Annotated in this window: 11 protein-coding genes; 6 read left to right on the top strand and 5 right to left on the bottom strand. The window is 47.2% G+C overall.

All coding sequences use genetic code 11. The annotated features are described in order from the left end of the window. Window positions 1–26 precede the first annotated feature (26 nt). The 3 genes from ACJJIQ_RS17295 to ACJJIQ_RS17285 all read right to left on the bottom strand — a co-directional run bounded on the left by ACJJIQ_RS17295 (window position 27) and on the right by ACJJIQ_RS17285 (window position 4,075). On the bottom strand, window positions 27–281 hold the full coding sequence (locus tag ACJJIQ_RS17295; RefSeq protein WP_413663408.1) for a hypothetical protein: 255 nt from the start codon (window positions 279–281) through the stop codon (window positions 27–29). A 397-nt stretch (window positions 282–678) separates the two neighbouring features. Beyond that, window positions 679–1,737 (bottom strand): AraC family transcriptional regulator, encoded by a 1,059-nt coding sequence (locus ACJJIQ_RS17290; protein ID WP_413663407.1) that lies wholly within the window; start codon window positions 1,735–1,737, stop codon window positions 679–681. Window positions 1,738–2,473: 736 nt separating this feature from the next. Further along, the gene (locus ACJJIQ_RS17285) at window positions 2,474–4,075 is read right to left on the bottom strand and encodes an AbgT family transporter (RefSeq protein WP_445362548.1); all 1,602 of its coding nucleotides are present in this window, start codon (window positions 4,073–4,075) and stop codon (window positions 2,474–2,476) included. 315 nt (window positions 4,076–4,390) lie between these two features. Here ACJJIQ_RS17285 and ACJJIQ_RS17280 point away from each other — a divergent pair, with 315 nt between their 5' ends. Beyond that, window positions 4,391–5,092 carry a glutamine amidotransferase-related protein gene (locus tag ACJJIQ_RS17280; RefSeq protein ID WP_445362547.1) on the top strand — a complete coding sequence of 234 codons (702 nt, stop codon included), beginning with the start codon at window positions 4,391–4,393 and terminating at the stop codon, window positions 5,090–5,092. A gap of 572 nt (window positions 5,093–5,664) precedes the next feature. Next, window positions 5,665–8,652, top strand: coding sequence for a TonB-dependent receptor (locus ACJJIQ_RS17275; RefSeq protein WP_445362546.1), 2,988 nt, complete (start codon window positions 5,665–5,667; stop codon window positions 8,650–8,652). Window positions 8,653–8,747: 95 nt separating this feature from the next. On the opposite strand, the gene ACJJIQ_RS17270 is transcribed toward ACJJIQ_RS17275, so the two are convergent. After that, window positions 8,748–9,065 carry a hypothetical protein gene (locus tag ACJJIQ_RS17270; protein WP_444896036.1) on the bottom strand — a complete coding sequence of 106 codons (318 nt, stop codon included), beginning with the start codon at window positions 9,063–9,065 and terminating at the stop codon, window positions 8,748–8,750. A gap of 3,160 nt (window positions 9,066–12,225) precedes the next feature. Here ACJJIQ_RS17270 and ACJJIQ_RS17265 point away from each other — a divergent pair. From ACJJIQ_RS17265 to ACJJIQ_RS17255, 3 genes are read left to right on the top strand one after another with little or no spacing between them, the layout of a single operon-like run. Continuing rightward, the gene (locus ACJJIQ_RS17265; protein WP_445362545.1) at window positions 12,226–13,269 is read left to right on the top strand and encodes an HlyD family secretion protein; all 1,044 of its coding nucleotides are present in this window, start codon (window positions 12,226–12,228) and stop codon (window positions 13,267–13,269) included. Window positions 13,270–13,271: 2 nt separating this feature from the next. Continuing rightward, complete coding sequence (locus ACJJIQ_RS17260) at window positions 13,272–16,004, top strand: cysteine peptidase family C39 domain-containing protein (RefSeq protein ID WP_445362544.1); 2,733 nt, start codon at window positions 13,272–13,274, stop codon at window positions 16,002–16,004. After that, window positions 15,994–18,111, top strand: a complete 2,118-nt coding sequence (locus ACJJIQ_RS17255; RefSeq protein WP_445362543.1) for an ATP-binding cassette domain-containing protein — start codon at window positions 15,994–15,996, stop codon at window positions 18,109–18,111. Before ACJJIQ_RS17260 ends, ACJJIQ_RS17255 begins: the two co-directional genes overlap by 11 nt. 114 nt (window positions 18,112–18,225) lie before the next feature. Here the strand turns inward: ACJJIQ_RS17255 and ettA are convergent, their stop codons facing one another. Continuing rightward, on the bottom strand, window positions 18,226–19,890 hold the full coding sequence (gene ettA / locus ACJJIQ_RS17250) for an energy-dependent translational throttle protein EttA (protein WP_444925971.1): 1,665 nt from the start codon (window positions 19,888–19,890) through the stop codon (window positions 18,226–18,228). 180 nt (window positions 19,891–20,070) lie between these two features. Between ettA and ACJJIQ_RS17245 the strand changes: the two genes are divergently transcribed. After that, a complete protein-coding gene (locus ACJJIQ_RS17245) occupies window positions 20,071–21,177 on the top strand; it encodes an enoyl-CoA hydratase/isomerase family protein (RefSeq protein WP_445362542.1) in 1,107 nt (368 codons plus the stop codon). The last annotated feature ends 38 nt before the right edge of the window (window positions 21,178–21,215 follow it).

Raw genomic sequence — 21,215 nt, 5'->3', positions numbered from 1 at the left:
GCTGGCCAGTTGCGATTTATTGGGAGTTACTGTTCTTCATCTTCCATGGGGCGAGGGCCGCCTTTGCCCTTGCCGCCGGCAGGTACACAGACCAACTGCTCAATCTGCGGGGGCATACGGCAGGTGCCCTCCAATGTGCCTCTGGGTGTCTCGACAGTGCAGGCGTCTCCTTCAGCCAAGCTGCTGCAGGCATCAATCGCTTCCTGCGGAGGCTGGCGCGGCTGTGCAGATACATTTGTGGCCAGTAAGAGGGCTGCTACTGGGATAAATATTTTTTTCATCGTGTTCTCCTGTCGTAGGCACTTTGAGGGGAGTCCCTGGAGCCTCAACTTTGCTCATTGGGTTTTGACAGAGGTTATTGCTGTCGCCCGAAACTATAGACTCGGGAAATGGCGATTACCGCTCAGCGAAGGGCTGGCTTCTCGGTACCGCCCTGGGACTGCCATCGAAAATAGTCGAGGAATGAGTAAGTAATGTGGATAACTTGTAAAGAAGTGTGGGGCCGGAGAGCTCACTTTACGACTAATGATCCAGAGATCTGACAGGCTCTAATTGATTAGTGGTGGAGGTGGGAATTAGGGGATGAGTAAGCAGGAAAGGCTGGGTATTTAATCAGTCGTGACACAAGCTAAAATCTGGCTTGTGTCACGACTGATTCTGTATTTTTCTGAAGGGGCTTTAACTTTCAGTTTCCAGTGCAGCTTTCGCCGCAGCTTCACTCAACAACCTGCGACGAACTTTCATTGGAGTGGTACCAAACCAGCGGTCGCAGGCCCGGTTAAATGAGCTCTGCTCCCGATACCCCAGCATATTGGAAATCTGGGCCATAGGTGGCAACTTTCTACTGAGGTAATGCTCTGCGCGTTCGCGGCGAATACGGTCGAGAATATCCTCAAACACCAATTCCCGATCTCGCAACCTGCGCTGCAGTGTGCGCTTGTGCATGCCTAGCTGATTGGCGACTTCCTGCAGACTGCAGCGCTTTAGCGGCATCAGGCAATAGATCAGCTGTTCTACCTGGTGAATCAGGTTTGATTCACCTTGTTCCAGTACTTTGTCGATATAAGACTTTAATAGAGGCCTTAAAACCGGGTTGCACTTCTCGGTCGGTTGGGCCAACTGGCCGCTACTTAGAATCAAGGTGTCGCTATTTTGTGAAAACTGTACATTTGTACCAAAAAAGTTTTCATATTGGTCGTGGAGCGGCTGTTTGGACTTTAAATGAACCGCCTCCAGATTGAACTTTTCACCACATAATATTTGTAGTGCGACAACAGAAACCCCAAGGAGAAATTCCCGGAATAGCTCGAGAGGTAATGGAGAGTCCGAAGGTATATAACTTTCTAAATCATTTAAACAATGAAAAGTTATAAACGTTTGGAGCCCTTTAACTTCCAATTCAACTCGCAGGTTATAAGGAGGGGCGGCGAATTGCTTTACGGCAGCATTGAGGAATTCCCCGAGGGTCAACGACTGCAGTACTGCTGCTCCAAGAGAACTGAGGGCGGCAGCCCCCTGGCTTTTTGCCAGTCTCAGTCCGAAATCCGCGCAATTGAGTTGTCGTGCGGCCTTTTCAACAAGGTCAGTCACTTTACTCAACGGGAGATACCCCTCGAGTTTTTCAACTTGCTCGGGGTTAATACCGGCGCTATTAAGCAGTGTTTCCGGGCAGCCGTTTAGCTGGGATACTTGGTCATAAAAGCCGGTTAACAGCTTAGCTCTTATTTGTTGGGTCAATTTCTTCCAAATCCTTCCAAGAACCCAGCCTGATTTAATTATTAGGCGTGCCGGGTCGCAACTTCTATTTGAGCGGAAATATTCAACTGATAGGCGCGCCCGATAATTTTAGGAATCTACAAATAAATGCAAATTCCAGGATTACACATTCCTGGGCATTGTCTGACAGATTTGCAAAACCGTCATATTGGCGAATGCCTGTTTTATTTCGAATTCCTGATATGTATTGTGCGCTATGGATAACTGTTACTGCACTAACTACCACAAAGTGCACACGACTCATCCTGAGAAAATAATATATGAGATTAAAACAAGGCAGCCGAAACTGGCGTAATCCGCCTATCAGTCTCCGCTAAGTATTATTTCAAGGCCTATATTACTTGTTTTTTTTTGTGGATTCGAAGGGCTTTTGGCTTTTGCTTATAATCAAAATGTCACCTAATGAAAAAAAATACCAATTAAAGTTAATACATTGAAACTTTATTCCCTTATGACAGCAAAAAAAATTTTTTGTTTTATGGTGACTCCATATCTGGGAATAATAATTTTTTCTTAATTTATCCACTTTTTTACCCCTGCCTAAAGCTATCTTGAATGACTGGTGATTTCAGGAACGCTTTAACACTTTTTGGGTAGTTACCAGCGGATATAAATGACCAGTTCAAATGTACGGTCATCTTGGGGAGACAAAAAAGCCCGCATAAGCGGGCTCTAGGATTACTGATTAATCAGTGGATTAGCCACCATAGTAAGTGGCAGCACCGGGGCCGACGGGCAGTCCCAGGGCAAAAACCCAGATGAAGAACAGGGCTGTCCATCCGATAAAGAAGAAGATGGAATAGGGAATCATGGTGGCGATCAATGTACCCATGCCCAAGTCTTTCTTATAGCGAGCAGCAAAAGTAATGATCAGGCCAAAGTAACTCATCATCGGCGTGATAACGTTGGTCACAGAGTCACCGATACGGTAGGCCGCCTGGATTACTTCGGGGGCGTAGCCCAGCAGCATCAGCATGGGTACAAAGATGGGAGCTGTCACCGCCCACTGAGCAGAGGCACTGCCCAGCATTAAGTTCACAAAGCCACACATCATGATGAAGAACAGGAACAGTAGTGGCCCAGTGAGGCCGATGCTTTGTAGCGCATCAGCACCTAAAACGGCAAAAATGGTGCCCAGGTTGGTGATCTTAAAGAAGGCGACAAACTGTGCAGCAAAGAACACCAGGACAATGTACATCCCCATACTGTTCATGCTCTTGGCCATGGCATCAATGACATCTCGGTCATTTTTCATGGTGCCGACAACCTTACCGTAAACAAATCCCGGGATAGCGAAGAACACCAGGATCAGTGAGACGATACCTTTAAGGAACGGAGAGCCCGCGACCAAGCCTGTCTCGGGATTACGTAAAACACCCCACTCAGGCACCACCGTCAAAGCGAGTACTGCAGATACGCCCAAAACAGCCAAACCTGCGTACTTAAGGCCGCGCTTCTCGGCGTCGGTCAGGGTGCCAACTTTGTCTTGAGTCAGGTCGACAGATGCTTCACTGGGATCATATTTACCCAGCTTGGGTTCTACGATCTTCATGGTCACCCAGCTACCAACTCCGGTGATCAGGAAGGTACTGACAATCATAAAGAACCAGTTTACTTCCGGGCCCACGGAGTAGCTCGGGTCGATCATATGGGCTGCTGATTCTGTGATCCCCGATAGCAGCGGGTCCACCGTTCCCAGCAGCAAGTTAGCACTGTAGCCGCCAGAGACACCGGCAAACGCGGCGGCCAGGCCAGCGATAGGGTGTCGACCGAGAGAGTGGAAAATCATTGCGGCTAATGGGATCAGTACCACGTAGCCCAATTCAGAGGCGGTATTAGAGATGATGCCGGCAAAAACCACTATGACAGTGACTGTGCGTTTGGAGGCCTGGAGTACCAGACCGCGAACAGCGGCACTTAACAGGCCGGAGTGCTCGGCAATCGCAACCCCCAATAGGGCCACCAAAACTGTCCCCAGCGGAGCAAATCCGGTGAAATTCTTAACCAGACTGGTAACGATCATCCTGAGTCCATCGCCACTCATAAGGTTAAAGACCTCAATGACACCATCTGGCGCTCGGCCAGCAGCCCCAACCGGGCGGGGGTCGGGGACAGACAGGCCAAAGTAAGAAGCGATACCACTAATGACTATCACGCTAACGGCGAATAGCGCGAACAGTGTTATTGGGTGGGGGAGAAGGTTGCCGAGCCATTCCACTGCATCTAGGAAGCGGATAAAGGCTGTCTTGCGCCCTGGGGGACTGTCCTGCCGATCACTCGGGGAGGTTGTTGTGGTCATTGTTGGTCCTCAGTCGTTACTGCAAGCGACCCTAATTGCCTCTGGGCCGCCTTGTAGCCGAAGGGTTGGCTGAAAAATGTGCTAAAGCCGAGATCATACACAAAACTACTTCAGCTAAGAATGCCCAGAGAGAAATGTTGCTCCTAGGCAGTGGGCCAAAGAGCTATCAGGCGACCCGGATAGGTAAAAGATCTATGATGAAAGATGTGCTGTTATGGCGCTTGTCATATCAGGGTAAATCTTTCTGATAGCGGTCTCTGATGACTGGATATGCCATAATCCCAATACTATGTAGTCAATTCAGCGGTGAAAATAATGAAGATTGGAATTTTAAAAACCGATGATGTGCGCAAAGAGCTTGTTGGCGAATTTGGGGAGTACCCGGAGATGTTTGCCGACTTGCTGCGCGACCAGGACTCCAATTTGGAGTTTAACACCTACGAAGTCCAGCACGGCCAGTATCCCGACCATATAGATGAAGTAGATGCTTACCTAATTACCGGTAGCAAGACAGGCGTTTATGACGACAAACCCTGGATTGCGCCTTTGATGGATTTTGTACGCAAGTTACATGGCGAGAAAAAGCCGACCATTGGTATTTGCTTTGGTCACCAGTTAATTGCCCAGGCACTGGGTGGCCGGGCGCGTAAGTCAGATAAGGGCTGGGGGCTGGGGGTGCATACCTACGAAATGCAGGAGACGCCTAATTGGATGTCTGAACCCGCCCCCAACTTTAGTCTCTTAGTAACGCATCAGGATCAGGTGGATCAGCTGCCGCTTGGTGGGCGAGTACTGGCTTCCAGTGAGTTCTGCCCCATGGCAATGGTGCAGGTAGATGATCATATGCTTAGCTTCCAGGCGCATCCGGAATTTACTAAGCCCTACTCGAATAGCTTAATGGAGCTTCGACGGCAGGCTTTTGGTGAAGCTGTGGTTGATAAAGGGCAGGAGTCATTGAAAAACGACATCCATGAGAATGCTGTTGCCAGATGGATGTTGGAGTTTTTGCGTAAGTAAATTTCCCCCATTGAAGAAAATAGGAAACCTTTATTTGGCTATTTTCTCTTCCTCATTCCAATGGTATCTGACCTTTTGAAACCCCACTTATAAGTGGGGTTTACGCTCATAGATGCATTAAACTGCATCGTTATTCACCTTTGTTCTATATGTCTTAAAGGGCATTTAAAATTCTTATAGGGTTATATTTTTTAATTTTATTTGAATATAACGATTTAACTGCAAAAATATAATTTTCTCCGGCAACTGGCAGTTATTTTTGCACTCATGTTTATGTTTGTCACTATCTCTAGATTTATATGTTGATAATATGAACTTTTAAGGTTGTTTTAAAAAGTAGTGGGTGTTTAATATGGGGTTCTTCATTTAAAGATTCTTGTTTAGGACGGGTATTCAATTAAATAACATACTTGTGCCAGTTTTATTTTTCTGGGGGCGTGTATGTATTCTAGTTGATTTAAGTGGAGGTCTTGGGTGTTCGCAATTAGCTCATGGAGGATGGATTAAAAATTAACACAGCTTTTTAATCTAAAAAAATCTATAAATATTTCTATAAGCAAAAGGATAGGTTTATGAATTTATTTAAAAGGGCAGTATTGGTCAGTGCCATTGGCTTGTCAGTAGCTAGCACTAATGTGCTTGCGGCTGGAAATGTAAACGGGGGAATTGATGGAAGGCTTATTGGAGCAGATGGTAGTGAGATTCCTAACGTAACTATTCATATTGAAAATGAAGAAAATGGCTTCAAAAGGACTATATCAACTGGTGACGATGGGGATTTCAAGGTCAAGTTACCCAGTGGAGTTTATAAAATAACCGCGCAGAAGTCAGGGTACCAACCGGCAGTAATCGAATCAGTACTAGTGTCTATCGGTAGCACAGGTAAATTAAGTATCCCTTTGAGCCAAGGCGATATGGAAGAGGTTTTGGTTGTAGCTGAGGCCTTACCACAAATACGTACAGGAACAGCTGAATCTGCTCTCAATATCAGTTTAGAGGATATTGAGATGTTGCCTGTAGGAAGAAATATAGAATCTGTTGCCTTGCTTGCTCCGGGAACTGTATTGGGGGATAACACATTCAGAGAGGATAAAGATCTTATATCATTTGGCGGAGCCTCTGTCGGTGAAAATGCTTACTATATTGATGGCTTGAATGTTACCAATTTTCGCAATGGCTTAGGTGGTTCTTCTGTACCCTTTGAGTTTTATGATCAGTTTCAAATTAAAACTGGTGGATATAGTGCAGAGTTTGGACGGTCTTTAGGTGGCGTTTTAAATGCTGTTACAAAGCGTGGAACCAATGATTTTAAATATGGTGTAGTTACTTACTTTGAGCCTGGATCATTAAGAGAAACAAGCCCGGATACATTATCCACAGATGGAACGCTCTATGATCTCAATTCGGAGAATGAACAGTCTAGATATACTACGGACTATTATATAAGTGGTCCTATTGTGCCGGACAAATTATTTTTCTATGCGCTCTATGAGCAACAGGAAACTGTTGAAGAATATAACACTCTCCAGGCTCCAGATACCTTTAATAATAGGGAAGTGGCTGATGACTTTTGGGGAGTTAACTTAACTTGGAATGTGACCGATGATCACATCTTAAGTTATGTTCATTTTTCCGATGAGCGCATCCGAGAAAATAAACAGTCAAACTATGACTACTACAACATGGACAAGCTTGATTATAAAGGCACGATCAGTGATTATCGAGGAGGAGAGAACTGGTTGTTGCGCTACGATGGTCAACTAACTGATAATTTTAGTATGTCTTTGTTATATGGACAAAACGAATATGAGTTAACAACAATTGGAACCACCGATGTTGAATGCCCTTTTATTATTGATGCTAGTGATGGGGCGCTACCAGGAAATTCGTCTTATTATCCAGGCTGTAATACAAACTCCAGAATTCAAACCGGTGGTGATGAGCGCGAGGCAAGTCGAATAGATTTTGAGTGGGTACTTGGAGATCATACTGTCCGCTTCGGATATGATCGTGAAGATAATTCTTCCTCTTCTGCTGAGACCTATGCGGGCACCGGATTAAGGGATGGAAAAGGGGTCTATTACCGCTATATATCTGCCCTTCCTGACTCCAAGCTTTCTAATGGAGGTATTGTTCCCGATGTGAATGGCGATGGTAGCACGGTTCACTTGGTGCGGTATCGAGTAAGCGATGTTTCAGGATCCTTTAAAGTTGAGTCTGAGGCTTTTTATATCGAGGATACGTGGGATATCACTGATAACTTAACCGTCAGTGCTGGGCTTAGGAGTGAGATTTTCTCCAATTACAATGGTGAGGGTGATGTATTTATAGAAATTGATGATCAATGGGCTCCTCGTCTCAGTTTTTCTTGGGATCCTAGTGGCGATGGAGAGACGCGCATTTTTGGTAACTGGGGTAGGTACCATATGCCTGTTGCTGCTAATACTAACGTGCGTTTATCTGGAGGAGAATTGGGCTTGGAGCGTTACTTCATTTTTAATGGAAGCTATGATCCAGTAACTTATGTCCCCACAGATATTGATGCAGAAGGGATACCTACAACTGAAGAAATAGGTCCTGTTCAGATTAACTCTAGCGGAGAAGTTCCCGATAGCCGACAATTATCTGATCGGGATTTAAAGGCTATGTATCAGGATGAATATATTCTGGGCTATGAAAAGGTTCTCAATGAAAGTTGGAGTGTGGGTGTTAAAGCTACCTATCGTGATCTAAAGTCTCATATTGACGATATCAGTATAAACCATGCGGTTGACGCATTAGGCTATGCTCATACTGGGGATGCTCATGGTTATGTTCTCGCTAACCCTGGAAGTGATGTAACAATTCCTTATGATAGGTATGGTACCGGTGAGTTGGAGATGACAACTTTCTCTGCTGAATTGCTCGGGTATCCAGAAGCTAAACGAACCTACAAAGAGCTAGAGTTTTCCGTTGATAAAGCCTTTGACGGCGTTTGGGGTCTAACAGCCAGTTACGTGTGGTCTGAAAGTAAAGGTAATACAGAGGGGTACGTTAAATCTGATAATGGTCAGGATGATGCGGGGATTACTCAAGACTTTGATTTCCCTGAAATTATGGACGGTGCCAATGGCTTTCTCCCTAATGATCGCACCCATAAGTTTAAGATATATGGAAGCTATCAGATAATGGAAAACTTACTATTAGGCGCCAATTTCCTTTTGCAATCAGGAAGACCGATAAACTCCTTTGGCAAAGGGCACCCAGATGGCACTCCCTACTATGGCGATACCTACTATTTGACTGATCCAGATGGTAATTTAGTGCGAACTGAGCGCGGTAGTCGTGGCCGGACGAGCTGGGTGAATCAGATTGACTTATCGTTAATTTATAACACTGAAATTGGTTTGGCTGATGTCGAGTTAAGGGCTGATGTCTTTAATTTATTAAATGCAGACGCTGAAACAGAAGTTGACGAATTTGCAGAGATTAGCCCCGGGTTATCTGACCCTGACTGGGGGTTGAACCAATACTATCAAACGCCCAGATATTTTAGGCTAGGCGCCAGCGTACGTTTTTGATTTCAACTTTAATGGGCCGCCATTGTGGCGGCCTTAACTTTAATAAATATAACAGTAGAGGTAACTTGAGCTAACGATTCCTATTAAATGGAAGGCTAATTGACCCCATATACTGAATCTTCTTCGATCTGAATAACTCTTACCCGGATAGGGTCTTCAATCTGAAAATATTGTCTTGCGCTTTCGTCAAGTTGAATGGCCAAAGCTTGAAGTTTTTGGTGCGTTCGATCTGGTTTCTTTAAACAGGATACTTCAATATGGCACTCGCCTGGTGTTATTTGGAGGGTGTTAATGATTTCTACATTAGGGTCTTCTTCTGTATCTAACTCCTTAATGATTAGATCTTGGAATAGCTTAGAGGCTGAATCCGGAGCTAGCTTTAGTGAACTCAAAAAAATCTTGCAACTAACCATAAGGAAATTCCTATTGGAAACGTTAATAGCTATATCAATAGTCTTCAGATTACTTTGTAAAGGGGCTGGTGTGTAAGAGGGGTCTTAAATATCCCTTAGGTTGTCATATGTTGAACTGTGCAAAGATAATAGCAGAAGATTGTGTTTTTTTTAAGGTTGTCCTGCGTGATTATAACTTTTTGTAATTAATAGTACCTATTTTCTGAGTTTGAAGGTTTGGGTCAAGCTGATTAACTGTCTTTATGTGTTAGAAGGGAATTGTCCAAGTAGTTGGATCTTTATATTGGATAGGCAAAAAGGAAAAATAAAATTGGCGGGTAAATTTTTTGATTCTAATGATTATTTGGCGATGATAGGGGATGTAAATTTTTATCGAGTGAGTTGGCTTCATTGGGGGGGGTAATATAGTTAAATATGATGTCAAGCTACTAATGTTCTCTTCCGGTGGGAAGCCAACTGATTTATCTAGATATTCATCTTTAGTATCGGAAGCATTATTTTTCTGGAGGTTTAGCTTTGCGGTATAGGTCAATAAAATTTGAATAGTGCTTCTTTATAGATAGTTGTAGGGGCGGTAAGTCCACGTGGGTATATTTTACATAATAAAACATTAGTACCAACTAAGGGTGGGTTGGCGAGCACATGTAGTTGAGGCTAGAGGCACAGAAGTTTATAAATAGCCATAATTTGAATGGATTGAATTTCCTGCAGTGAGATTGGCAATATCTCATTAATCCAATGTTGAGAGTGGGCTTGGTTATACTAAGGTCGTGTCAATATTTATTGTTTTAATCTGGCCGAGTTTTTAACTTTTTTTTGCTTAGCTTGTTAATTTTTGATCCTAATATTTTGTCTTTTCGCGGGGGCTGTGGAAGTTAAATCACGTTAGTAAGAACTCTGAATATTCTTAGGGTATTTAGGCTCGGTTTACCCTGGACGAACTGGTACGATAGTTTCGTTAGTGGTGTGAAAATTCAGTCTAACTTGATTTTATTAAGGGTTGGCTTAATGAAAATCGCACTAAGAGTTTATGAGTAGCATTAAGTTAGTTGAGGTTTCATCAATTCAGTTAAAAATATCGATAAGTATTTTACAAATGTCGATCGGTGTAGGATGAATATTACATTACAAGAGAACTAGTAGGCTGTAGTTAGGATAGATAGTCCTGAAGTGATGAGCCTACTGGGCTAAGATAGTTTTCGCTCAGTTCAGAGGTTTAATGCATGTATGTGGGTGTTTCTAGCGGTAGACAAAGATTTTTGTTGTGATCACTCACCCATAATTACCAGTCAATATTGGCATGTTGGGGCATAATCGAGTTAAGCTTTAGTTTGCTGGATAGAGGTTTCTATCTGGCAAACTATACGAACTAACTGAAAGGAAGGTGCGCTATGTACACTGAAACTGATATTAAAGCTGGGCCTGAGGCACAAGTAGAGCTGCCATGGGATGAAGATTAAGTAATCTTTTTCTTAACCCCCAAAGTTAGGTTGTTTAGAGTGTTTTTTGTGCAGATTGATCTCAATAGATTTGAGGATAATTTCAATATTTTTTTGTTGAAAAACCTCAAATAATCTTGTAGGTTTTTGTACTTGCACTTTAGGCATTGCTTTCCTTGGGGGCAACCCTGACTACCAGTCGATTTTATTCCATTATATTTGGATAGTTGTTACTCATTCTGTTTGTTTGACGCATCTATTTTTGCAAGAGTTCATTGATGAATTTCCATTATTCCTACATGACTCTTATCACGTGGACTTCTTTCTATAGGATAGTTTGGGGTTGCAGGCGCCAGTCGGAAAATGATGTCGATTGGTGCCTCTTTATTTTTGCTATAGAAAAATCTCTATTTGGTAATTTTTTAAATACTAGAATCAATCTAATTGAGTTTGCTCCCCTATACTTTTCAGATTTCGTCTGACAGTGAAAGGTTGTAATAATTTTTTGATGATAAAGCTTATATTTCAATATGATTGTTGATGTTTGACTCATAATTGAAGCCTGCCTTTATCGACTTTGACTTCACTAATAATTTATTGAGAATAAATCTCAATAATAGTTCCTGTTAAAAAATAGGTCGGAGAAGCCAAGTTTCAATTCGATAAAGAAGCTTGCTGCTAGTAGAATCTCCGAAGTATAGGTGCATTACTTAACTCGTAAGTGGTAGTTTTGTTGGAGATTTATTCAATCAGATAACTCCCTTAATCCATTTTAATGGTGTAGTTTAAGGTGGTAGTGATAAGTTTTTGTTGTAGAATAAAAGTTATGAGTGGTTTTTCTTTCGGGTTTTTGATAGTGCCGTCCGTGGATTTACATTGACCCGGCTTGCTGCTCTTCTATAGAAATTTCTAGTAAAGATTTTTGCGCCACCTTTTGGGATTGAGCTCTATCATGTGTGTTGTTTTTGACATTTTGGAAGTAATATAAAGTATTAAGTAGGTCTTGAGTGTGTATTTATAGTAAGCTGAATTTACATTGTTAATTTTAACTCTTGTGCTTCATTCTTGGGTTTTTTTATCAAAAAGTTAGCCCATGTTTATATAGTATGGTGACTGCTTAGCTTAAATATGTAAAAAATGTGAAATTCTTATTTCCCGACAAATACTTTGCTTTGTATCAAGGTTTTAGTGGCGGGAATAACTATCAATGAGCTAATCACTACGCGTATAGTTAGTTTGCGCTTACTTACAGTGTTGGGTGGATATGAATTAATAAAGTAAAGACGCGCCTCAAGTATAGATTGCTATTTACTTGTCAATGATTTTTGGTCGAAAGACTTCATCTGGACTGCTCTGGTGATGGGGTTAAAAATCACCATATGAATCATAACCTAAGTTTAGGTGGGAGTTATGAACCACTATGTTAGAGTCAGGTAGGTGTAGATTCTAATTGACTCCATTACCTGAGAAATCTAAATTTGTATGTCCTGTATTTTCAGAAGAGAAATACAAAAAAATCGAATGAATAGAGTTAAATTTTACTCCTGTTCAATGCGATAACCATTTATAGGTTTCTCATATTGTCAACGCCTTTTTTTAACACTACCCGCGCTATTATTTCAGATTCTATCCGTGCCTTGGTTGTAGCTACTACTCTCGGTGTCCTGCTTCTGGTCGTTTGGGCTATATGGTTTTTTACAGTAGAAATTACAACATATAGCGTGAGTGAAGACGCTAGGTTGGAGCAGGAGCACAATACTGTTCATGTAAGTACCCAGCGCGTTGGACGTGTTGTTCAAATTGAGGCAGAGCTTGGTGATAGTTTAGAGCAGGACGATGTACTCATTCGTCTTGATACGTCCGTACTTGATTTGAGCCTACAGGGAGACAGCAAGATATCTGGCAGCTTGCGCGATCAACTTGAATCAGTTCAAAGGGAACGAGAGCTGCTGGATAAAAAATTTGGTGAAGATGAGAAGGCTCTCAGTGATCAATTGAAGTTGTTGGAGCAACAGTACCACCTTCAAGTCAGTAATCAGAAAATTCAAGCGGATGTTGCCGATCGTTATGAACGGCTGTTACAAAAACAGCAGAGTTCAGAGTTGGATTACCTTGCCGCAAAACGGACGTACCAACAAATGGCGATGGCAACCCTGAAAGTGCAGGCGGATATTCGCGCTTTGGAGGATCGTCGAGCACAGCTAATAAGTGAATATCAACTTGAAGTGAGCGCTTTAAAGCAGCGGCATCAAGGTATTGATGGAAAGATTGCGGAAGTTGATACCCGTATTCAGCAAAGCCACCTTGCTGTGAGCGAACAGAACCTGCGTGCCCCAATTACCGGGGTGTTGGCTTCGCTGGCAAAAATACGGGAAGGCGAAGTGTTGGTTGCCGGGCAGCAAGTTGCAACGATTCAAGCAGAAGGTGTTATTTCTATACAGGCATTTTTCCCACCCGCATTAGCTTTGGGGCATATTCAGCCTGGGCAGAAGGCCCAAGTAAAACTGGATGGATTTTCCTGGGCCCGTTATGGGCAATTGGAGGCCCGAGTAGAACGGGTCGCTAGTGCCGTCCAGCAAGGCAAAGTTCTTGTACAGCTATCCTTACAAGGTGAAGCACCGCCCCATCTCCCATTACTGCATGATTTACCGGCCAGGGTAGAAATTGCCACAGGCAAGAAAACACCATACCAACTGCTTCTACAAAGGACAGGTGAGATACTCTCGGCCAAAGCTCCCGCAGAGACCGTGGAAGAGGGAGCGTAACAGTGGAAAGCAAAAGACGCTGGTTAGTTCCAGAGGTAGTTCAGACCTCTAATATGGACTGTGGTCCGGCTTCCCTGAAGTGTTTGCTCGAAGGTTTTGGTGTAAATACACACTACGGCCATTTGCGCGATGCCTGCCAGACTGATGTAGATGGAACCTCGATAAATACCCTGGAAAAGATTGCGGTAGAGCTTGGGCTAGAAGCTGCCCAGATGGTGGTTCCCGTGGATCATCTCTTATTGAGCTCCACCGACTACTTGCCAGGATTGGTTGTGGTACGGCTACCAAACGGTAACACTCATTTTGTCGTGGCCTGGAAAAATCATCGCGGAATTGTGCAGGTGATGGATCCCGCCAGTGGTAGGCGTTGGCCTAGCGCACGTCGTTTTTTGGATGAGTTGCATGTCCACATCCTACGGGTGTCTCCTCAGGGCTGGAGAAGCTGGGCAGGTGGTGATGACTTTATTGCCCCGCTTAAAGAGCGTATTGCACACTTAAAGGTTGGCGATACTGTGGCCACCACGCTCTGTGACAAAGGGCTAAAAGATAAGAGTTGGCTGTCGCTGGCATTTCTCGATGCATCCGTTCGAATGCTCACCTCATTAGTTACGTCCGGGGCGATAAAGCGAGGAACTGAAGTCAGTGGTATGTTGCAGCGGCTGTTTGTTGAGTTTTCTACAGATACCAGCCAAGCATTTTCTCTAGTGCCAGAGAGTTACTGGTGCGCTAGGCCGTCCCGTCCCCGTGGAAGTGAGCCGGCAGAGACAATTGAACTGTCGCCAGAGCAGCTGGCATTTAGTGGTGCGGTCATCGTGAGTGTTAAAGGGGTTCGCGATGTCAGTGAAGTTAAACCGAAATCGGAAGCGCTATCGAGGGCTTTGCGAGAGCCACAGGTTCAACCTCTCAAGCAACTCTGGGGGTTGATGCGTGAAGATGGAATGATTGCGCCACTCACTATATTTATTGCTATGCTCGGAGCGGTATTGGGGCTGATGTTCGAAGCCTTGCTTTTCCGTGGCCTGATTGATATTCACAGTGAGTTAGCGACAGAGATACAGCGTGCAGGCACGATTGCATTGCTACTGGTCTTTATGATCACATTACTGCTATTGCAGTTTCCTGCAGCAAAAATCCAAATGGTGGTAGGGCGGCGTTTAGAAAATCGATTTCGCATGCGTTTTTTAGCGGTGCTGCCCCAAGTACCCGATCACTTCTTTCAGAGCCGTCCGACCTCTGACACAGCCGAGCGCTCACATCGTATTGCCGCCTTTCGAGGTTTGCCTATTCTTGGAACGAGTATCATTTTTAAGATTTTCTCCCTGCTCGCTACTGCACTGGGAATAATCTGGCTTGCGCCTGTTGCTGCTCCTTTGGTGCTAATCATGTCGGTATTGCAAGTTGCTGTACCTTTGATGTTTCACCCAGTACTAACTGATTACAGTATGAGAGTGCAAACTCACGCGGGAGCCTTGGCTCGCTTCTATATGGATGCGCTGCTGGGAGTTATTCCAATCCGTACGCACGGCGCCGGTGAGTCTGTACGGCGTGAGCATGAAAACCTGCTCACTGAATGGATAAGGGCTGGATACTCATCACTGAGTTTTCAGCTCAACAGCCAGGCGGTACAGCTGTTGATTAATTGTACCCTCAGTAGTGTATTGGTGATTTATTGTATTAATGCACGAGGGGCAAGTCCCGATCTGCTTTTATTGATTTATTGGGTGTTGGCACTGCCGCCGCTGGGTGAAGAAATTGCGGGGCTGATGCGAAGTTATCCACGGCAACGGAATTTTTTACTGAGAGCCCTCGAACCGCTGCAAGCAGTCACTGAAACTGATACAGACAAAAATTCCGCTGATAGTGTGGCATTTTCCCCGGCAAAACCGGTGGGAATTAAGTTTGAGAATGTCACCGTTAATGCCAGCGGTTGCACTATTCTCGACAGGGTAAATCTGGAAATCAGCCCCGGTGAGCAAATTGCTGTGGTCGGAGCATCCGGCGCTGGAAAATCGAGCCTTGCTGGGTTATTGCTGGGGTGGCACAAGCCCGCCAGTGGCCGTGTAATGCTCAACGGTGGAGAATTGAAGGGAGAATTACTGCATCGTTTTCGCCTTCACTGTGCCTGGGTTGATCCCGCAATTCAGCTATGGAATAGCAGCCTTCTGGAGAACTTGAGTTACGGCAATAAGACGGGAGCTCCCCTTTACCCCATTTTACAGCAAGCGGATTTACTCAAGCTGGTAGCAGCGTTACCGGAGGGGCTGCAAAGCCCGCTAGGCGAAAGTGGTGCCCTAGTCAGTGGTGGTGAAGGGCAGCGCGTACGTCTGGGGCGCGCACTTGGCCGTGAGGAAACTGCTTGTGTGATTCTGGATGAACCGTTCCGGGGTCTTGATCGCCAACAGCGGCAGCGCTTGATGAGCCGGGTGCGGGAGGTTTGGCAGGGGGTTACCCTGATCTGTATTACCCACGATATCAGCGAAACCCGGGACTTTTCTCGTGTTTTGGTCGTGGACGAGGGTTGCATTATTGAAGATGGCAAGCCCAGTGAGCTTCAAGCCCAGGGCGACACGCGCTATGCACATCTACTGGCAGCTGAAAGCAGTCTCTGGCAAGAGTGTTGGCAAAGCAGCAGTTGGCGTCACTTGCGTATGGCCAGCGGTCAATTGACAGAAATGCAAGGAGTCCCTGGGGCGACACCGGCCTCCCGGTTTACGGAGGTTGCCAGTGAGCAGTAAAGAATTAATGCCCTATTGCTGGCCAGTGTCACAGCTGGAGGCCGCCTTACAAGCGTTAGCAAAATACAGCGGCTTGGAGCCAGAGGTAGCGGAGCACAAATCCCTGGGAAGCACCCTGGAGTTGAATGCGAGGTTACAGGCAGGTGCCGAAGCTTTGGACTTGCAAGTGGAGCAGGTGAGTTGTAGCTATCCAGAAATGGAAACCATGCTGTTGGGAGCCGCCCCGGCACTGTTGCGGGTTCGCTTTCCCGAGGGGGAGTATTTTATCGCACTGTGTGGTGGCAGGGGGCATAAGTTACAGCTGCTCACACCGGCACTGAATGTGGAGAAAGTTTGCCTAGAGCTGGTTATTCAGCAGCTGGCTCGCGAGCTTGAAGGGCCTCAGCGAGAACGAATCGAGCAACTGTTGGATAGTGCATGCATTAAAGGGCGTCGCCGCAAGAAAGCCATGGCTGCTCTGCTGCGGGAAAATCTTGCGGGCGTACGCCTGGATGATTTCTGGCTGTTGCGTCAACCCTCTCACCGGTCTTTCCGCTTACAGCTTCGCCAGCGCGGGTTGTATTGGCGCTTTGCCGCCATGCTTGCCTGTCACAGTACCCAGATGACTATTTTTCTATGTAGTTGGTGGGTAATAGGTAGGGCTGTGCTCGAGGGCCATATTGATACCGGCTGGCTATCTGCCTGGGTACTGCTATTGGTGACTCAGGTTCCCCTATCCTTGCTCACAGCCCGAATGCGAGGTGTGCTCTCTGTTGAGACCGGTGCACTCCTGAAGCAGAGACTGCTTGCCAGCGCGCTGCGAGTTATTCCCAGTCGTATTCGCTATATGGGGTCGGGTCAGGTATTGGGTAGGGTTTATGATGCGGAGAATATAGAAGCCAGTGCATTACAGGGTGCCTTTTTATTGTTGCTCGGCGCTGTAGAACTGTTAATTGCAGCCTCAATTTTACTGATGGGAGCTAGTGGCCTTATCTACGCAGCAATTTTGCCCCTATTTTTAGCGGTTGCGTTTTTCCTGGGGCGGGCACAGTACTACGGCCGCAAAGAGTGGACGTCACAGCGCCTTTCAATGACCCACCGTTTGATTGAGAAAATGATCGGCCACCGCACCCGCCTCGCGCAGCAGGCACCTGGCGACTGGCACCGGGGCGAAGACAGTGAGTTAAATAACTACCTGGAAATTTCCTCTCACATGGATAACACCATGGCGCGTTTGCAGGCTTTTTTGCCGCGCCTCTGGTTACTTCTTGGGGTAGTGGGGTTGGCTCCAATATTTATCGCTAACAGTATTAGTAGTACCCAGCTCGCGATTGCCTTTGGAGGCATGTTGTTGGGGTATCGCGCGGTCTTGAAGTGTATGAGTGGCTTTACCAGTGCTTTGAATGCAGCAATTTCCTGGGAAAAAGTACGTGAATTATTTTTCTTGGAAGAGCGCATTGTAAAGGGAAGCGTGGGGTCGGCAATGGTTACGCCGTCGGGCCAGCAAAGTTCCTCGCAACCACTGTGTTATTTACGCGATATCGGCTTTACTTACAAAGGAAAAGATCAAGCGGTGTTGGCGGGTTGCAATCTCAGTATTTATCCTGGCGATCGGCTTTTACTACAGGGCGCTTCTGGTTCAGGTAAATCTACTTTAGCGAATATTCTTACCGGTATTCAGCGGCCGGATGAAGGTTTATTACTACTTAATGGCTACGACCGGGCGAGTATTGGTGCTGAGCCTTGGCGCAGGATGGTCGCATCAGCTCCCCAGTTTCATGAAAATCATGTGCTGGGAGATTCATTTCTTTTTAATTTATTAATGGGAGACCAGTGGCCACCTCGCCAGGAGAGCCTGCGCAAGGCTTATGCAATTTGTGATGAGCTGGGGCTGACCCCGCTATTGAAAAAAATGCCGGCGGGGATTTTACAAACGGTTGGCGAGATGGGATGGAGGTTGTCTCATGGCGAGATGAGCCGTTTATTTATCGCCCGTGCGCTTTTACAAAATGCTGAGTTAGTGGTGTTGGATGAGAGTTTTGCGGCACTCGATCCAGAGAACCTGCAGTTGGCGGTAGCCTGTGTGCAGAAAAATGCAGATACCCTGATGGTGATTGCCCACCCCTAGAGCGCTAAGTTTATTTTTGAGGATTTTACTTAAGTAACCTATGGAAGGAGAGGTATTATGTACCTCGAATCTAATAAAAAAGCCCGCATAACGCGGGCTTTTTTATTGTCAAAGTTAAGTCTTTAGTTTTTTATAATGCATCCGATGGGGTGTTGCATCCTCACCTTTGCGCTGCACAAAGTCCTCGTGGTACTCGGTGTAGTTACCCTCGAAGAATACCGCTTCACTCTCACCCTCATAGGCGAGGATATGGGTGGCAACGCGGTCCAGGAACCAGCGATCGTGCGAGATTACCAGGGCACAGCCGGGGAAGTTGAGCAGGGCTTCTTCCAGGGCGCGCAGGGTTTCGATATCCAGATCGTTGGAGGGTTCGTCCAGCAGCAGTACGTTGGCGCCCTGCTTGAGGGTATAGGCCAGGTGCAGGCGCCCGCGTTCACCGCCGGAGAGTTCGCCTACGCGCTTCTGCTGGTCACTGCCCTTGAAGTTAAAGCGGCCAACATAGTTGCGCGAGCCCACTTCGTAGTTGTTGATCTTGAGCATATCGTGGCCGTCTGAGATGGCTTCCCATACGGTCTTGCTGTCATCCAGATTTTCACGGCCCTGTTCAACGTAGGCGACCTTAACGGTTTCACCCATCTTGATCTCGCCGGAGTCCGGCTGCTCGGTGCCGCTGATCATACGGAACAGGGTGGACTTACCGGCACCGTTACCGCCGACGATACCTACAATTGCGCCCTTGGGCACGCGGAAAGACAGGCTGTCGATCAGCAGGCGCTCGCCGAAGCCTTTGCTCACATCTTTAAACTCAATCACATTGTCGCCGAGACGCTCGCCGGGCGGAATGTAGATTTCGTTGGTCTCGTTGCGGGCCTGGAAGTCCTGGGACTGCATTTCTTCCAGGCGGGACAGACGGGCCTTGTTTTTGGACTGGCGGCCCTTGGGATTTTGGCGGGCCCACTCAAGTTCCTTCTGCATGGCTTTGGCGCGGGCCTGTTCGCCGCGCTGTTCTTGCTCCAGGCGCTTTTCTTTCTGTTCCAGCCAAGTGGTGTAGTTGCCTTCCCAGGGGATGCCGTGGCCGCGGTCCAGTTCCAGAATCCAGCCGGCAACATTGTCGAGGAAGTAGCGATCGTGGGTGATGGCAACCACAGTGCCGGTGAAATCGTGCAGGAAGCGCTCCAGCCAGAATACGGATTCCGCATCCAGGTGGTTGGTGGGTTCGTCGAGAAGCAGCATATCCGGGCGGGACAGCAGCAGGCGGCAAAGGGCCACACGGCGCTTTTCACCGCCGGACAGATTGTTGACGTCCGCATCCCAGGGGGGCAGGCGCAGTGCGTCTGCGGCAACTTCCAGGCGGTGCTCCAGGTTGTGGGCGTCCCAGGCCTGGATAATGTCCTCGAACTGTTGCTGTTTCTTGGCCAGGGCATCGAAGTCCGCGTCGGGCTCGGCGTAATCGGCGTAGACCTGTTCCAGGCCGGCAAGGGCGTCGATGGCTTCGCGTACACCGTCCTCTACGTTGCCGCGCACGGTCTTGCTGGCATCGAGTTGCGGTTCCTGGGGCAGGTAGCCGACCTTGATGCCGGGCATTGCGCGGGCTTCGCCGTTAAAGTCCTGGTCGACCCCGGCCATGATGCGCAGCAGGGTGGATTTACCTGCGCCGTTTAGACCGAGTACGCCGATCTTGGCGCCGGGGAAGAAGGAGAGGGAGATGTCCTTGAGGATCTCGCGCTTGGGGGGCACTACTTTGCCCACCCGGTTCATGGTGTATACGTATTCGGCCATTTGGGGTTCCGTAATGGGTGTTGGAATCGGTCAGATTTTGCGCGCAACTTATCAGTTTGCGTAAAAAGTGCAACCGGGCATCTCTTAGGTAGCCCGCTGTACTCGCGTGTGGCTGACGTCAAATGTGATCTGTGTTTAACTGCGACACTATCTAGTACAAGAGCTATAAGACGAATAAAAATGGATCAGGATTCCCCGGTGTTGTTTTCCCGGCGCGGCGCCCTGGCGATCGCGACACTAAACCTCCCCAAGGCTCTCAATGCCTTAAATTCACCCATGATCGACCTGTTGTCGGCCCAGCTAGACCGCTGGGCTGAAGATACCGAAGTGGCGGCAGTCTGGATCGATGGCAGTGGCGACAAGGCGCTGTGCGCTGGCGGCGATGTGGTGGCGCTGTATCGGGAGTCCGCCGCCTATGGTGAGACACCGGACTACGGCTTCACCACCGACTTCTTCTCCCGCGAATATCGCCTGGACTACCAGATTCACACTTACGCCAAGCCCGTCGTGGTGTGGGGCGGTGGTTTCGTGATGGGGGGCGGTATCGGCATTATGGCGGGAGCCAGCCACCGGATTGTCACCGAAACCACGCGTATGGCAATGCCGGAGATTACGATTGGTTTGTTTCCAGATGTGGGGGGCAGCTGGTTCCTGAATCGTATGCCCGGGCGCCTTGGACTTTTCCTGGGGCTGACCGGTGCGCAGTTTAATGGCGCCGATGCCCTGTTTGCCGGTATGGCGGACCGCATAATCGGTCAGGGCCAGCGGGAATCAGTCTTGTCTGCGTTAGCGGAGCTCAGTTTTGGTGAAAACCTGGAAGCCAATCACCAGTTAATTAGCAATTGCCTTAAATCCCAGGAGCTGCCCCTTCTGGAGCGGCCTGAGTCTGCTCTGCGTGAGCATTATGACCAAATCCAGCAGCTTACCGATTTTGCCACCTTGCCAGAGGTTTGTGCCGCCATCAGTGCATACCAGGGTGTGGATAAGTGGTTGCAGCGGGCAGCTGCCACTTTGGCAGGTGGCTCTCCGCTGACACCCTGGATTGTGTGGGAGCAATTACAGCGGGCTCGACACCTGTCCCTGGCGGATATCTACCGCATGGAGTTGGCACTCGCGGTAAACCTCTGTGCCAGTGGCCACTTCAAGGAAGGGGTGCGCGCGCTGTTGATTGATAAAGACCGCGAACCCAAGTGGCAACCTGACAGCTTGGAACAGGTTACACCTGCACAGGTGGAAAGTTGTTTTGTAGGCCCCTGGGCTGGTGAGCACCCGCTGGCCGACCTGTAGATATCGTATTTACCGAGCGTCCCGGGCTGTTAATCGCC

The sequence above is a fragment of the Microbulbifer maximicatervae (SeqCode) genome (assembly GCF_052468295.1).
The sequence above is the reverse complement of the archived record's forward strand: the minus strand, read 5'-3'. Positions and strand labels throughout refer to the sequence as shown.

What these genes read in the sequence shown, in the direction of transcription:
- ACJJIQ_RS17295 (WP_413663408.1), bottom strand. Translation starts at nt 281, where the DNA reads ATGAAAAAAATATTTATCCCAGTAGCAGCCCTCTTACTGGCCACAAAT.
- ACJJIQ_RS17280 (WP_445362547.1), top strand. Translation starts at nt 4,391, where the DNA reads ATGAAGATTGGAATTTTAAAAACCGATGATGTGCGCAAAGAGCTTGTT.
- ettA (WP_444925971.1), bottom strand. Translation starts at nt 19,890, where the DNA reads ATGGCCGAATACGTATACACCATGAACCGGGTGGGCAAAGTAGTGCCC.
- ACJJIQ_RS17285 (WP_445362548.1), bottom strand. Translation starts at nt 4,075, where the DNA reads ATGACCACAACAACCTCCCCGAGTGATCGGCAGGACAGTCCCCCAGGG.
- ACJJIQ_RS17245 (WP_445362542.1), top strand. Translation starts at nt 20,071, where the DNA reads ATGGATCAGGATTCCCCGGTGTTGTTTTCCCGGCGCGGCGCCCTGGCG.
- ACJJIQ_RS17270 (WP_444896036.1), bottom strand. Translation starts at nt 9,065, where the DNA reads ATGGTTAGTTGCAAGATTTTTTTGAGTTCACTAAAGCTAGCTCCGGAT.
- ACJJIQ_RS17275 (WP_445362546.1), top strand. Translation starts at nt 5,665, where the DNA reads ATGAATTTATTTAAAAGGGCAGTATTGGTCAGTGCCATTGGCTTGTCA.